Source organism: Actinophytocola sp., assembly GCF_035762905.1.
In the GTDB taxonomy this organism is placed as follows: domain Bacteria; phylum Actinomycetota; class Actinomycetes; order Mycobacteriales; family Pseudonocardiaceae; genus DASYTH01.
Map to the genome: position 1 here is coordinate 101,248 of NZ_DASUCC010000094.1, position 14,970 is coordinate 116,217.

Sequence of the window (14,970 nt, forward strand, 5' to 3'; positions counted from 1 at the left end):
CGGCATCGTTTAAACGTTTCAGTCGAATAACTGTCGAATTGCGCGTGCGCCACCGTCGAGGAGATCGACATGAGATCGCGTCGCACATTCATCGCCGCATTGTCGGTGCTGGTCACGGCCTCCGCCCCGATCACCGCGGTGGCCGACGCCGCGGGGGACCACGGTCACCGGCCGGACGCCGTCCAGCTCGAACGCCTTGACCGCGGGCTGGTGGCCGCCACCACCCCGGAGGGGGTGTTCCTGAGCTGGCGGCTGCTCGGCCACGAGGTCACCGGGCGCACGGCCACCGGCATGGCCGGCGCGGACTTCAACGTCTACCGCAACGGGCAGCGGATCGCCACGGTCACCGACAGCACCAACTACCTGGACCGCGAAGGCGGCACCGCCGACACCTACCGGGTCACCGCCGCCGTCGCCGGCCGCGAGGTCGACCGCGGGGCAACGGTTTCGCCGTGGGCGGGCGGCTTCCGCGACCTGCCGCTGCGCAGGCCGCCGGACGGCGTCACCCCGGCCGGCGAGGCGTTCACCTACTCCGCCAACGACATGAGCGTCGGCGACGTGGACGGCGACGGGGCCTACGAGTACATCGTCAAGTGGGACCCGTCGAACTCCAAGGACGTCTCCCAGGTCGGCTACACCGGCACGGTGTTCATCGACGCCTACGAGCTGGACGGCACCCCGCTGTACCGGATCGACCTCGGCGTCAACGTCCGGGCCGGCGCGCACTACACCCAGTTCCTGGTCTACGACTTCGACGGCGACGGCCGCTCGGAGATGATGTTCAAGACCGCGCCCGGCACCAGGATCATCCGCTACCACCCGGACGGAACCGTTGCCTCGCAACGGTTCATCACGATGCCCAAGGAGGACGTGCGCGCCGGGTTCGCGCACACCGACGACTACCGGCGCAGCGCCGCCGGCTACTACGAGCACGTCGTGGACCTGTTCCAGAGTTGGCACCGGCATCCGGAGGTGGTGGCCGGGCACTGGCCGGCCACGTTGGAGGCGGCGTTCGGCATCGAGCCGCGCTACGCCTACCCGCTGTCCCGCGCGGACGCCGCGGCCCTTGCCGACCACTTCATCGACGTGTACGCGCCGAGTCGCAGCGCCCGCAACCAGTTGCGCAACTTCGCCGGGTTCATCATCGACGGGCCCGAGTACCTGACCGTGTTCGACGGCGCCTCCGGCCGGGAGCTGCAGACGATTCGGTACAAGCCCGGCCGGGACGACGACGGCCTGCTCTGGGGCGACTACGCGCTCGCCCGGATCGAGCCGGGCAACCGGGTGGACCGGTTCCTTGCCACCGTCGCCTATCTCGACGGCAAGCACCCGTCGGCGGTGTTCGCCCGTGGCTACTACACCCGCACCACGCTGGTGGCCTACCACTGGGACGGCCGCAGGCTGCGCGAGGAGTGGTTCGTCGACAGCGGCCACGTCCCGATGACCAACCCGTTCAACGACACCCCGCACGGCCGGGACGGGACCGACCCGGAGTTCCGCACGATCACCACGCAGGGCGCGCACTCACTATCCGTGTCCGATGTGGACGGTGACGGCAAGCAGGAGATCGTCTACGGCGCGGCCACGATCGACGACGACGGCGGCCTGCTGAACAGCTCGTTCGGCATCCTCCCGCCGTCCAGCGCCGATCCCGGCGCGCTGGCCCGGCTCGGGCACGGCGACGCCATGCACGTCACCGACATCGACCCGAACCGGCCCGGCCTCGAGGTGTTCATGGTGCACGAGGGCGCCACGTTCGCGCCGTACGGTTTCGCGCTGCGCGACGCCAGGACCGGCGAGGTGATCTACGGCAGCTACTCCGGCCGGGACACCGGCCGCGGCATGGTCGGTGACATCGAGCCCGACGTGCCGGGAATGGAGACCTGGGCGTCGCTGCCCCAGACCAGTTCGGATTCCGGCCTGTGGTCGGCGGACGGCCGGCGCCTCGGCCCGCTCACCCCGGGCACGAACCAGAGCATCCGGTGGGCGGCCGACATGACCACCCAGATCGTGGACGGCGCGCTGGAGGTCACTCCATCGCTCAACGACTGGTTGCGCGGCCGGGTGCTGCTCGCCGAGGGAACCCGGAGCAACAACGGCACCAAGGGAAACCCGGGCCTGGTGGCCGACATCTTCGGCGACTGGCGGGAAGAGTTGCTGATGCGCACCACGGACAGCTCCGCGATCCGGATCTACCTCAGCACCGAGGTGACCGACCGCAAGCTGTACACGCTGATGCACGACCCGCAGTACCGCGCCGAGGTGGCCCGCCAGCAGACCACCTACAACCAGCCCTCCTACACCAGCTTCTACCTCGCATCGGACATCGTCTGGTCCCGGGTTCCGGTGCCGCGGTTCTTCGCGCCGGGCGCCATCGGCGCGCTGGGCGCGCTGGTCGAGTCCTATGTGGACGAACGAGCGGTGTCCCGGTCCGCCGGGCACCGGCTGCGGTCCGCGCTCGGCACGGCCGAGCGGCGGCCCGCGGCCGGGTTGGACCGGTTCATCCGGGACCTGGGACGGGGCGGGGTGACCCCGGCGGCCCGGACGGTGCTGGAGTACCAGGCCCGGAGCCTGCGCGCGATGCTGTGACGGAGCGCAGGTCCACCGCGACCGCGGCCAGCGCGAGCGGTCCGGCGACCAGCAGCAGGGTGACCGGGACGGCGATCGCGACCGCGGCCGCCGTCCCGGCCGCCAGCAGCAGGAGGACGGCGCCGGCCGGATCCGGCCGGGACACCGCGGCCCGAAGCAGTTCCGGCCACCGCGCGCCGGGCCGCCAGCCCGCGGCGATCCGCAGTCCGAGCACGGCGGCCATGGCCGCGGCCAGGACCAGCCCGGCGGCCAGCGGTCCGCGGCCCGGCACGCCGGCCGCGACCGCCAGCGCGTCCAGACCGAGCAGCAGCCCGGCAAGCGGCGGCAGGACCAGCCCGGCCGGTCCACTTCGGACCACCTCGCCCAGCCGCCGGAGGTAGTGCCGAGGGCCGACCGAGCGGTCGTCGAGCACCCGCTCGCGCAGCACGGCGCAGCCGGCCACCAGCGCCGGATACGCGGTCACCACGGGCACCGCGGCCACCGCCGTGCAGCAGCCGACCAGCAGGCAGTCGGCGAACAGCGCGAACCGGTTCATCCGTTCAGTCCCGTGGTCGCCACGCCCTGCACCAGCAGGCGTTGGAAGGCGAAGAAGAACAGCGCGATCGGCAGCAGGGACAGCACCGACATGGCCATCATCGCCCCGTAGGAGGTCTCGCTGGTCTGGTCGATGAACAGCCGCAGGGCCAGCGGGAGCGTGTAGTTCTCCGGCGTGTTGAGGTAGATCAGCTGGCTGAAGAAGTCGTTCCAGGACCAGATGAAGGTGAAGATCGCCGCGGTGACCAGGGCCGGTTTGGCCAGCGGCAGCACGATGTGGCCGAACGTGCGGATCGGCCCGCAGCCGTCGATCCGGGCCGCGTCGCCGAGCTCGGTGGGCAGCCCGCGCATGAACTGCACCATGAGGAAGACGAAGAACGCGTCGGTGGCCAGCATCTTGGGCAGGATCAGCGGCCAGAACGTGTCGATCAGGTCCAGCTGATGGAAGATCGTGTACTGCGGGATGAGCAGCACGTGGATCGGCAGCATGATCGTGGCGATCATGAACGCGAACAGCGGTGTGCGCATCCGGAACCGCAGCCAGGAGAACGCGTACGCGGCCAGCGCGCAGGACACCACGGTGCCGAGCACCGCGCCGGTGGACACGATCAGCGAGTTGGCCAGGAACCGCCAGACGGTCACCCCGGCCTGGCCGGCGAACACCTCGGTGTAGTTGCCGAGGAAGAACCGCTCGGGCAGCAGGGCCAGGCTGGACAGGATCTCCTCGGCCGGCTTGAACGAGGACAGCACCAGCCAGGCGACCGGGTAGAGCAGCACCACCAACAGTGCGATGCAGGTCAGGTGCCAGAACACCCGGCGGGTGGCGGTCATCGCCCACCCTCCCCGGCGTAGAACACCCAGGACCGGGCCGTGCGGAACAGCACCGCGGTCACCAGCGCGATGACCAGCACCAGAATCCAGGCCATGGCCGACGCGTAGCCCATCCGGAACTCCACGAACCCCTTCTGGTACAGGTAGAGCGTGTAGAACAGGGTGGAGTCGCTCGGCCCGCCGCGGCCGCTGCTGACCACGAACGCCGGGGTGAACGCCTGGAACGAGTGGATGGTCTCCAGCACCAGGTTGAAGAAGATCACCGGGGAGAGCATCGGCAGGGTCACCGAGAAGAACGTGCGCCACCAGCCGGCACCGTCCACCGCGGCCGCGTCGTACAGCTCGCGCGGAATCTGCTTGAGCCCGGCCAGAAAGATGACCATCGGCGCGCCGAACTGCCACACCGACAGCCCGGCGATCACCAGCAGCGCGTACTGCGGCGACGAGACGAACCCGTTGGTTTCCACGCCGAGCACGGACAACGCCCGGTCCACGACGCCGTCGTTGTCGAAGATCACCCGCCAGACCAGGGCGACCGCCACGCTGGCGCCGAGCAGCGACGGGGCGTAGAAGGCCGACCGGTACAGCCCGGAGGCCTGGCTGGCCCGGTTGAGTAGCAGGGCGACGGCCAGCGCGGCGACCAGCTTGAGCGGGGTGGAGATCAGCACGTACTTCAGCGTCACCCAGATCGCGGTGAGGAACCGCGGGTCGTCGGCGAACAGCCGGCGGTAGTTGTCGAAACCCACCCAGTTCGGCGCGGTGAACAGGTCGTAGTCGGTGAACGAAAGGTACAGCGAGGCCAGCATCGGGCCGATGGTCAGCAGCAGCGCGCCGAGCACCCACGGGGACAGGAAAAGGTAGGCGATCCCGGGCCGCTCCCCGTGCGGTCGCCGGCCCCGGGACGGGCCCGGGGCCGGCCGGTCGCGCGGACCGGCCAGCCCCGGCACCAAAGTGTCTACAGTGGACACTATGAGGAGATCGCCGCCTTCGCCTGTTCGATGAGCTTGTTGGCGCTGTCCTGGATCGAGGCGCGTTCGAAGATCACATCGTCGTACACGCGCTGGAACGCGGACTTCACCTCGCTGGCACCCTTCGGCGGGGGTGGCGGCGCCTGCTCGAGCTTGGGCCCGACGGCCTTCTCGTACTCGAAGGTGACCGTCGGCGGGCCCTGCAGGGTGCCGCCGACCTGGTCGCGCACCTGCTGGTTGGCCGGCAGGCCGCGAGACATGCCCAGGATCTTGCCGGCCTCCACGTCGTTGATCAGGAAGTTGATCAGCTTGGCCGCCGCCTCCTTGTGCTCGGAGCGCTGGGCGATGCTGAACATCATGGCCGGCTTGGCGTACTGGCCGAGCTTTCCGCCGTCCGATGGGAACGGCCCGACCTTCATCTCCCGGCCGAACAGCTCGAAGGTCTGCGCGGTGAACCCGCTGCTGTAGCCGAACCCGCTGGAGGCCGCCTTCTGTGCCACCGGGTCGTTGGCCAGCGAGCCGTCCAGCTTGGCGGTCACCTCGGCCGGGGTCGAGGCGCCGGAGCGGCGCAGGCCGTTGGCGAGCTCCCACCACTTGGCCACGTCCTCGGCGCCGTAGCCGAGCTTGCCGTCGTCGGTGTAGAGGGTCTTGCCCTGCTGGCGCAGCCACACCTCGAACCAGTCCTCGATGCCGCCGAAGTCGGACAGGCCGCGCACCCTGCCGCCGGTGGCGTCGGTGACCTTCTGTGCCGCGGTGCGCAGATCCCCCCAGGTCCAGCCGTCCTTCGGCGCGGTGGCGCCGGCCTGCTGCCACTGCGCCGGGTCGTAGGTGAACATCTGGGTGTTCTGCGTGGGCGGGATGGCCCACAGCTTGCCGTTCACCGACCCACCGGAGAGCAGTTGCTGGGTGACCCCGCCGGTGTCCACCTTGGCCGGACCGTCACCGAGGTCGGCAAGCACGCCGCGGTCGGCGTACTCGCGCACGTACCGGTAGTCCATCTGCAGCACGTCCGGCGCGTTGCCGCCGGCGATCTGCGTGGCCAGCTTCTGGAAGTAGGCGTTGAACTCCGCGTACGAGGTCTCCACCGTGATGTTGCCGTTGCGGCGCTCGAACTCGTCGATCGCCTTCTCGGTCACCGCCGCCCGGTCGGGGTTGCCCCACCAGTCGAACCGGATGGTGACCGGGCCGCTGGGTTGGCCGGTGTCTCCTCCTTCCGAGCCGCCGCACGCCGTGGTGGCGGCGAGCAGAGCCGCCGGTACCGCTAACCAGATCCGGGTGGCGCCGCCAGAGCGGGTGCGTCGTCGCATGCCGTCCCTCCACCGTCTCGTATGGGCAAGCGCTTTCCTGGCGGACCCGCCACCTCATGCGCCGGATTGAAACGATTCGAGCCCACCTGGGGACGGAAGCTAGGCCGGTCAGCGAGTGGTGTCAAGGTCACGGAGCGCGAACCCGGTGACGCCGCGCAGCGCGAACGCCGGCGCGCCCGCGGTGCTCAGCCGCAGCCGGCGGAACTGGGCGCAATGGACGTCGTCAAGCACGATCGCCGGCCGGGTGTCCGGCTCGCTGAACCGGATCTCCACGTCGTCGCACCGCAACCCGGTGGCGTGCCGGACATAGAACGCCCACGCCGGCAGCACGCCGAACATGGACGGCTCGGGGTAGGCCCGGGCCCGCTCCGGGACGGCGTAGGGCCGGCGCGGGGCCGGCTCGGCGAAGAAGAACGGGTTGACCAGTTCGGCCGGCTGGCCGGCGGCGTGCGTCATGGACAGCCCGCCGCGCATCCGCACCCGTAACCCGCTGAGCCGCACGTCCTCGACCGGATGCCCGGGCAGCCCGGCGATCGTGGACGGGTAGCGCGGATCGGCCCCGTCCACGGTGACGTCGCTGATCGTGATCCGGCGCAGCCGCCCGGGCCGGCGCGGCGCCGGGCCGCGCAACCGGGCGCCGAGCCGCAGGAAGATCGGCGCGTTGCTGACCTCTCGCATGGTCACGCCCTGCACGGTCACGTCCTCGAGCACGCCGCCGTCGACGGTCTCCAGCGCCAGGCCGCGGCAGCGCTCGAAGACCACACCGGAGACCATGATGTCCCGGAACCCGCCGGTGGACTCGGTGCCGAGCTTGATCCGGCCGGTCGGCCCGTCGCCGTCCGGCGCGGCCGGCAGCGCGCGCTGTCGGGTGCCGTCCAGCCGGGTGCCCGGGTCGTAGCCGCTGACCGTGGTGCCGGTGATCGTGACCCGCTCGGTCGTCCGGGCCCGGCCCAGGGCGTAGGAGCTCTTCAGCACGATCGCGTCGTCGCCGTGCGTGTTCACCGTGCAGCCGGAGATCCGCACATCCCGACAGCAGTCGACGTTGATGCCGTCCCGGACGGTGTCGATCGTGACGTTGTGGATGGTCAGCCGGTCCACCCCGGTGGGCAGGATCGCGAGGTGGCCGCCGCGCACGATGGTGACGTCCCGGATGTCCACGTCCCGGCACAGCCGCAGCGCGATGGCCTTGTCGCCGGTTCCCGGCGGCGAGTCCGGGCCCATCTCCCGGACCAGCGCGGCGCCGTCGATCCGGCCCGGCCCGGCGATGCCGATGTGGTCCAGGTCCTCGCCCCAGATCAGCGCGGCCCGCCAGTGGCTGTGGCCGAAGTCCTGGTAGGCGTTGCCGGCGCCGCGGCCGGGGTGGTCGAACCCGGCGCCGTCGCGCGGCGCGGCGGCCAATAGCGTCGCGCCCCGGTCGAGCTGCAGGATCACGTTGCTGCGCAACCGAACCGAGTAGCTGGCGAAGGTTCCGGCCGGCAGTCGCACGGTGCCGCCGCCGGCCGCGGCCGCGGCCTCGATGGCCCGGTTGATCGCGGGCGAGTCGATGGTCACCCCGTCGCCGCGGGCGCCGTACCGGGTGACGTCGAAGCGGACCATCGAGCCACCTTACTGAAACGTTTAATCCGGGGTGATCCGAATCATGTTCACATTTTTTTCTCAGGCGTACCGGCCGACCGCCGATCAAGCCCGAGACACCCAGGATCCCCGGAGATGGAGTTTTCCATGCCGATCATGAAAGCCACAGTCGGTGGGCGGCTCGGCCGTTCCTTCGGCGCGATCACGGCGCTCATCGCCGTCGCCGCCGGTGCCGGCTGGTGGGGCACCACGCAGCAGCACGACGCCCAGCAGCGGCTGGCCGAGTTGGTCCAGGTCCAGCAGGACGTGCAGAAGCTGCGCTACGCGGTGGCCGACGTGACCGGCTGGCAGGCGCTGGTCATGGCCGACGCCGGCGCCTACGGCAACGCCAAGGCCGCGGCCGACGACGCCTACAACCGCGGCGGTGAGCTGGAGAGCAAGGCGGCCCTGTTCGACCTGCTCAAGAACGCGCACACGCAGTACATGACCGACGACGAGCGGGCCAAGTGGAACGAGCTGACCCCGGCCTGGAACGCGTTCTTCGACTACGACACGAAGATCATGGACTCGCTGAAGGGCGCCGAGGACCCGGCGGTCCGGGTCGCGGCGATGGACAGCATCAACGGCGGCGAGGCGGCCGAGGGCTACGGCAAGGCCCTGGACATCGCCGACGCGCTGGACGAGTCGGTCAACAAGCGGGTCGACGAGGCCAAGGCGGACGCCACGTCCGCTCGCGCCACCAGCAACACGGTGATCGCCGTGGCGCTCGCGCTGGCCATCGCCATGGCGATCGTGCTGGGCATCCGGGCCACCCGCGCGGTGGTCCGCCCACTGGCCGCCACGTTGCGGACCGTGCGCGCCCTGGCCCACGGCGACCTGACCGTGCGCACCGACCTCAACGGCCGGGACCAGATCAGCCGGCTCGGTGCCGCGCTCGACGACACGATCGACTCGCTGCGCACCACGATCGGCACGCTCAACGGGCACGCCGACGCCATGTCCAGCGCCTCGTCGCAGGTGGAGGCGACCGCGACCGAGATCGCCGCGACCGCGGAGCAGACCAGCCACCAGGCCGCGCAGGTGGCCGCCGGCGCCGAGCAGGTCTCCGCCGCGGTGGACACCGTGGCCGTCGGCAGCGACCAGATGGCCGCCTCCATCCACCGGATCACCGAGAACACCAACGGTGCCGCGCACGTCGCCGGCGAGGCGGTCACCGCGGCCAAGGTCACCACCGAGGTGGTCAACCGGCTGGGTGCCTCGTCGCAGGAGATCGGTGAGGTGGTCAAGACCATCACCTCGATCGCCGAGCAGACCAACCTGCTGGCCCTCAACGCCACCATCGAGGCGGCCAGGGCCGGCGACGCCGGCAAGGGCTTCGCCGTGGTCGCCGGCGAGGTCAAGGACCTGGCCCAGGAGACCGCCAAGGCCACCGAGGACATCGCGCAGCGGGTCGCGGCGATCCAGGCGGACACCACCGAGGCGGTCGCGGCCATCGACCGGATCGGCGAGATCGTCGCCCGGGTGAACGACTACCAGGTCACCATCGCCGCGGCGGTGGAGGAGCAGACCGAGACGACCAGCGACATGAGCCGCAACGTGGCCGGCGCCGCCCAGTCCAGCCGGCACATCGCGCAGAACATCGCCGGGGTCGCCGAGGCCGCGGTGTCCACCGCCGACGGGGCCAACGAGTCCCAGATGGCGGCTCGGGAGCTGGCCAGGGTCAGTGCCGAGCTGCACGCCACGGTGGCCAATTTCAAGCTGTAGGAATTGCCGGTCGGTTCGCCCGGAGCGGGGCGAACCGGCCGGAATTTGCCAGTTTTGTGCTCATCGCACAGGAGTTTTGTGCATTTGTGACATCTGCCACAACCTTCCGCCGGGTCGCTCGTTGAACGAACGTCAGCACGCCTACATGTGCATCTGCACGTTCGATCGGGAGGTCTGGCGGTGGCCGAGGCGGTCGACGAGGCGGCGACGGGCGCGCCCAGCGACGCGGCTCTGATCAGCGCGGTTCGGTCGGGTGACACCACCGCTTACGGCCTGCTCTACGAGAGACATCTGGGCGCCGCCCGGCGCACCGCGGCCGCGCTCGTCACGACCACCGCCGAGCGGGAGGACCTGGTCGCCGAGGCGTTCACCCGGGTGCTCCGGGTGCTGCGCGCCGGACAGGGCCCGGACGAGTCGTTCCGCGCGTACCTGGTGGCCACCATGCGCAACGCGCTGATCACCGACATCCGCCGCGGGGTCGACGTGGCGCTGTGCGCCGACGTGCCGGAGGCCAGGGCGGCCAGCGACCCGGTGATCAGCCGGGTGGAGGCGGGCGTGGCCGCCGACGCGTTCGCCACGCTGCCGGAACGGTGGCGCACGGTGCTCTGGCACACCGAGATCGAGGGGGAGTCGCCGGCCGAGATCGCACCGCTGCTCGGACTCGCGCCGAACAGCGTGTCGGCGCTGGCCTACCGGGCGCGGGAGGGTCTGCGCCAGGCGTACCTGCGCCAGCACCTGCCGACCGTGACCCGGCCGGGCTGCCGCGGCATCGCCGCGCAGCTGTCCATCTGGGTCCGGCGCGGCTGCCCACGGCACACCATGCGACGGATCACCCGGCATCTGGACCGGTGCCCGGACTGCCGCAAGCTGGCCGGCGGCCTGGTGAAGGTCAACGAGGAGCTGCGCGCCGCGGTGGCCCCGGTGGTGCTCGGTACCCCGATGGCCGTCGCCTACCTGAGCGGGTCGGGTCAGCTGGGCGCCGCCACCGCGTCCTGGCTGACCGCGGTGAAGGCGGCGGTGGCCGGCGCCGCCGTGGTGGTCGCCACCGGCGTCACCGTGCATCCGCCGTCGCCGCCCGAAGTCCGTGGCCCCGGCGCCGCGGTCCCGCAACCGGTCTGGCAGCACACCACCCCCACCCCGGTGCGCACCGGGCCGCCCGCGGCGCCGCCGTCGCGGGCACCGTCGCTCGAGCAGTTGACGCAGCCGGAACCGAGCGGGCTGAACGAACGGGGTGCCGGCAAGGCGGAGAAGAAGACCGCGAAGGCGGAGCGCAAGGCCGCCAAGCAGCCGACCAAGACGGCCAAGCAGCAGGCCAGGACGGACCGCAAGGCCGCGAAGGACGACGCGGCGGAGCAGCGGGATCGCAAGGCGGAGAAGAAAGAACGCACGGCGGAGAAGAAGAACCGCAAGGGCGGCAACGACCTGCTCGGCGGGTTGACGCTGATCAAGCTGCCGTTCTTCGGCTGACCGGGCGTTGACGGCGGGCCCCCCGGATGGTTGGCTCGGATTCTGGGAGCGCTCCCAGAAGGGGGCCGGCCAGGTGACAACGGGGTGTGCCATGGCAGCAGCACGACTTCGCCGAATCGCTTTCGCCACAACACTTGTGCTGGGCTGCGGCCTGGCGGTGGCCACCGATGCCGGTGCCGCACAACAGGAAGATCCGGTACGGGTCACGGTGAACACGCGGGCGGGGCTGGCCACCGTGCCGGACACCGCGCTGGGCATCAACCACGCGGTGTGGGACAGCCAGCTCGGCACGCCGGAGGTTGCCGACCTGCTCGGCAGCGCCGGACTGCGGATGATGCGCTACCCGGGCGGCTCCTACGGCGACATCTACCACTGGGAGACGCACACCGCGCCCGGCGGGTTCGTGGCCCCGAACACCGACTTCGACACGTTCATGGGCGGGGTGCGCCGGGCAGGCGGACAGGCCATGGTGATCGCCAACTACGGCACCGGAAGCCCCGAGGAGGCCGCCGGCTGGGTGCGGCACGCCAACATCGAGCGCGGCTACGGCGTGCGCTACTGGGAGATCGGCAACGAGCTGTACGGCAACGGCCATTACGGCGCCGAGTGGGAGGCCGACAACCACCCGGACAAGAGCCCGACCGGCTACGCCACCGAGGTCGTGCGGTTCGCCACGGCGATGAAGGCGGTCGACCCGACCATCAAGATCGGCGCCGTGCTGACCACCCCGGCCAACTGGCCGGACGGCGTGGTCGCCGAGGGTGACCCGGCCACCTGGAACCAGACCGTGCTGTCCATCGCCGGGCCGCACGTCGACTTCGTGATCCTGCACTGGTACCCGGGCGGCGCCACCGCGCCCGAGACACTGTCCAAACCGGACCAGATCGACGACATCATCTACCTCGTGCGCGAGCAGATCGCCCGGTTCGCCGGCCCGAACGCCGGCCGGCTCGGCATCGCGCTGACCGAGATGAACACCTCGGTCGGCCGCAACACCCAGCCCGGCGCGCTGTTCGCCGCCGAGTCCTACGCCGGCCTGCTGGAGAACGGGGTCTTCACGGTCCAGTGGTGGAACACGCACAACGGCATCGGCAACGTGTCGACCGTGGCCGGGCACACCGACTACGACGACTTCGGCCTGCTGTCCAGCGCCAACTGCACCGCCGACGGCAGCGTCTGCCAGCCCGCGCTGAACACCCCGTTCGCCCCGTACCACGCGCTGCGGATGATGAACCTGTTCGTCCGCCCCGGCGACCAGTTCGTCCGGGCCGCCACCGGCAACGACCTGGTCAGCGCGCACGCCGCCCGGCGGCCCAACGGTGAGCTGGCCCTGCTGCTGCTCAACAAGGATCCGGACAACGCGCAGCAGGTCGTGATCGACTACGCCGGCTTCGTCCCGGCCGCCGGCGCGCCCACCGTGCACACGTTCACCAACGGGGCCACCGGGGTGAGCACCGCGCAGAGCGGCACGGCCACCGCCCAGACCCTGCCGCCGTACTCGCTGACCACGCTGGTGCTCCGGCCGGCGGCGAACCGGCCGGGCGCGCCGGGTGCGCCGGGCGCCCCGACCGCCGCCGCGGTCACCGACCGGTCCGCCACGATCAGCTGGCCGGCCGCCACCCCGGGCGCCCGCCCGATCGCCAAGTACGAGGTGTACCGGCACAACGGCGTCACCAGCGAGCAGTGGGGCGAGACCCCGGGCACCGCGTTCACCGCGCACAACCTCGTCCCCGGCAGCCGGTACACGGTCAACGTCCTGGCCCGCGACACCGCGGGCGCGGTGTCCTGGGCGTCGCCGCCGTTGACCGTGACCACCGGCGCACCGGCCGCGAGCACGTGCGCGGTGCGGTTCACCGACGTGACCAACTGGGGCAGCGGCTTCGTGGCCAGCGTCGACATCACCAACACTGGCTCGAGCGCGGTGAACGGCTGGACGCTCACCTTCCGCTGGCCGACCGGCTGGCAGCAGATGGGCGGCGGCTGGAACGGAACCTGGGCCCAGGACGGCACCACGGTCACCGTCAGCAATGCCGACTTCAACCGCGAGCTGGCGGCGAACGGCGGCAGCGCCAACGTCGGCTTCGTCGGCAACTACTCCGGTCCGAACGTGCTGCCGGGTTCGTTCACCCTCAACGGAACCGTGTGCGCCGCGGGCTGATCAGTCCGCCTCGCGCTCGGCCGCGATCCGGGCCTGGATCTCGGCCCACAGCTCGGGCGGCGGCTGCGCCTCGACCCGGTCCGGGTCGAGGCGCCGCAACCCGGCCACGAGCGGGGCGATCTCGGCCAGCTCGGCGCGGCAGGACGGGCAGCCGGCCAGGTGCACGTCCAGTTCCCGCGCCGCCGGCTCGTCCAACTGACCGAGCACGTAACCGCCGAGCGCCTCCCGCCGAGCGCAGTCTTGGCCCATTTACGGCTCGACCCCCATCTCCCTCATGACCGTCCGCAATGACTTGAGCCCGTAGAACAGTCGGCTGCGCAGCGTGCCCGGCGGGATGCCCTGCTCGGCGGCCACCTCGGCGGCCGGGCGGCCGCGGATCACGGTCTCGACCAGGGCGCTGCGCTGCTCCGGGCTGATCCGGCGCAGCGCCTGCGCCAGCACGGTCGCGGTCATCGTGCGCTCGTCGAAGCCAGGCCCGCCGTTGTGGTCCGCAGGCGCCAGCCCGGCCGCCCGGGCCGGACGCGCCGTGCTGCGCCGGATCTCGTCCACCACGACGTGCCGCGCGATGCCGAACAGCCAGACCCGCAGGCTGGCCACCTCCGGGTCGAACCGGTCGGCGTTGCGCCAGGCCCGGAGGAACACCTCCTGCACCACGTCCTGCGCCGCACCCGCGTCCCCCAGCCGCCGCAACGCGAACCGGTACAGCTCCGCCCCGTGCGCCCGGTAGGCCGCGCGGAGCATCCGGTCCTGCCTCAGGTCTTCCCGTTCCACCACCTTGCCGGCCATCGAAGTCTCCCCCTTCGCCCGACTTTCCTCCCTTGTCGTTCGGCGCGGCCGGGACCGCGGATTGCCGTACGTGACAAACCTCGCGCCGGTGAACGCCGTGCGGCCGGCCGCCGAATCCAGGCACATCACAGAGTTCCCGACGAGAAGACGGAGAAAGTCATGCGCCGCACCATCACCTTCCTCGCCGTGGCCGCCGGGACGGCCGTCGTGATCGCCGCCGCGGTGTCCGCGACCGCCGCCCCCAGGCGTCCGGCGCTCACCGGCGAGTTCCTGTTGCTGAGCGACAACGGCATGTTGACCCGGCACAACGCCGCCCGGCCGCAGCTACCGGTCCGGTGGCTGCAGGTCACCGGCCTGGCCGACGGCGAGCGCCTGGTCGGCATGGACCGGCGGCCGGCCACCGGAACGGTGTACGCGCTGTCGTCCACCGGCCAGCTGTACACGGTGAACCCGAACACCGGCGCCGCCGTCCCGGTCGGTCCTCGGTTCGCGCTGAAGGGCCGGGCCATCGGGTTCGACTTCAACCCCACCGTGGACCGGATCCGCGTGGTCACCGAGGCCGGCCAGAACCTGCGCCTGCACCCGGAGACCGGGGAGCTGACCGCCGACGGCGAACTGCACTACCCGGACACCGACCAGGGTGCCGGCAGCGTGCCCGAGGTCGCCGCCGCCGCGTACACCAACAACCTCCCGGGTGCGACGACCACCACCCTGTACGGGGTGGACTCGGCCCGGGAGACCCTGGTCCGGATCACCCCGGACACCGGCGAGCTGACCACGGTCGGCGCGCTCGGCGTTGCGGTCAAGGAGTTCCACACCATGGAGATCAAGACCGGTTCGGCTACGGACAACCGCGCGTTCGCCGCCGTGCTGCCGCAGGCCGGCGGCTCCGCCCTGCTGGTCGAGATCGACCTGAACACCGGCCAGGCCGGCGTGCTCTCGCCGGTGGTCGGCCGGCCGGTCGGGATGGCCTTCCTCGGCTGAGCCGGTG

Annotated in this window: 12 protein-coding genes; 5 read left to right on the forward strand and 7 right to left on the reverse strand. The window is 71.3% G+C overall.

The annotated features are described in order from the left end of the window. The first annotated feature begins 69 nt into the window (after positions 1–69). Positions 70–2,589, forward strand: coding sequence for a rhamnogalacturonan lyase (locus VFV67_RS18680; RefSeq protein WP_326471645.1), 2,520 nt, complete (start codon positions 70–72; stop codon positions 2,587–2,589). Here the strand turns inward: VFV67_RS18680 and VFV67_RS18685 are convergent. The 5 genes from VFV67_RS18685 to VFV67_RS18705 form a co-directional block, all read right to left on the reverse strand. Next, a complete protein-coding gene (locus VFV67_RS18685; RefSeq protein WP_326471647.1) occupies positions 2,501–3,124 on the reverse strand; it encodes a hypothetical protein in 624 nt (207 codons plus the stop codon). The two genes, VFV67_RS18680 and VFV67_RS18685, sit on opposite strands and share 89 nt — an antisense overlap. Continuing rightward, complete coding sequence (locus VFV67_RS18690) at positions 3,121–3,954, reverse strand: carbohydrate ABC transporter permease (protein ID WP_326471648.1); 834 nt, start codon at positions 3,952–3,954, stop codon at positions 3,121–3,123. The genes VFV67_RS18685 and VFV67_RS18690 overlap by 4 nt, the downstream gene beginning before the upstream one ends. Further along, the gene (locus tag VFV67_RS18695) at positions 3,951–4,922 is read right to left on the reverse strand and encodes a sugar ABC transporter permease (protein ID WP_326471649.1); all 972 of its coding nucleotides are present in this window, start codon (positions 4,920–4,922) and stop codon (positions 3,951–3,953) included. The genes VFV67_RS18690 and VFV67_RS18695 overlap by 4 nt, the downstream gene beginning before the upstream one ends. After that, the gene (locus tag VFV67_RS18700) at positions 4,922–6,229 is read right to left on the reverse strand and encodes an ABC transporter substrate-binding protein (RefSeq protein WP_326471650.1); all 1,308 of its coding nucleotides are present in this window, start codon (positions 6,227–6,229) and stop codon (positions 4,922–4,924) included. The genes VFV67_RS18695 and VFV67_RS18700 overlap by 1 nt, the downstream gene beginning before the upstream one ends. 108 nt (positions 6,230–6,337) lie before the next feature. Continuing rightward, positions 6,338–7,825 (reverse strand): rhamnogalacturonidase, encoded by a 1,488-nt coding sequence (locus VFV67_RS18705; RefSeq protein ID WP_326471651.1) that lies wholly within the window; start codon positions 7,823–7,825, stop codon positions 6,338–6,340. A 135-nt stretch (positions 7,826–7,960) separates the two neighbouring features. Here VFV67_RS18705 and VFV67_RS18710 point away from each other — a divergent pair, with 135 nt between their 5' ends. The 3 genes from VFV67_RS18710 (at position 7,961) to VFV67_RS18720 (ending at position 13,193) form a co-directional block, all read left to right on the forward strand. Then, positions 7,961–9,568, forward strand: a complete 1,608-nt coding sequence (locus VFV67_RS18710) for a methyl-accepting chemotaxis protein (protein WP_326471653.1) — start codon at positions 7,961–7,963, stop codon at positions 9,566–9,568. A gap of 180 nt (positions 9,569–9,748) precedes the next feature. Further along, positions 9,749–11,035, forward strand: a complete 1,287-nt coding sequence (locus VFV67_RS18715; protein ID WP_326471655.1) for a sigma-70 family RNA polymerase sigma factor — start codon at positions 9,749–9,751, stop codon at positions 11,033–11,035. Positions 11,036–11,126: 91 nt separating this feature from the next. Then, on the forward strand, positions 11,127–13,193 hold the full coding sequence (locus tag VFV67_RS18720) for a cellulose binding domain-containing protein (RefSeq protein WP_326471657.1): 2,067 nt from the start codon (positions 11,127–11,129) through the stop codon (positions 13,191–13,193). Here VFV67_RS18720 and VFV67_RS18725 read toward each other — a convergent pair whose 3' ends face one another. Continuing rightward, complete coding sequence (locus VFV67_RS18725) at positions 13,194–13,442, reverse strand: zf-HC2 domain-containing protein (RefSeq protein ID WP_326471659.1); 249 nt, start codon at positions 13,440–13,442, stop codon at positions 13,194–13,196. Continuing rightward, on the reverse strand, positions 13,443–13,979 hold the full coding sequence (locus VFV67_RS18730) for a sigma-70 family RNA polymerase sigma factor (RefSeq protein WP_326471661.1): 537 nt from the start codon (positions 13,977–13,979) through the stop codon (positions 13,443–13,445). It lies immediately after the preceding gene. A 159-nt stretch (positions 13,980–14,138) separates the two neighbouring features. On the opposite strand from VFV67_RS18730, the gene VFV67_RS18735 reads away from it, so the two are divergent. Continuing rightward, positions 14,139–14,963, forward strand: a complete 825-nt coding sequence (locus tag VFV67_RS18735) for a DUF4394 domain-containing protein (RefSeq protein WP_326471663.1) — start codon at positions 14,139–14,141, stop codon at positions 14,961–14,963. Positions 14,964–14,970: the final 7 nt, after the last annotated feature.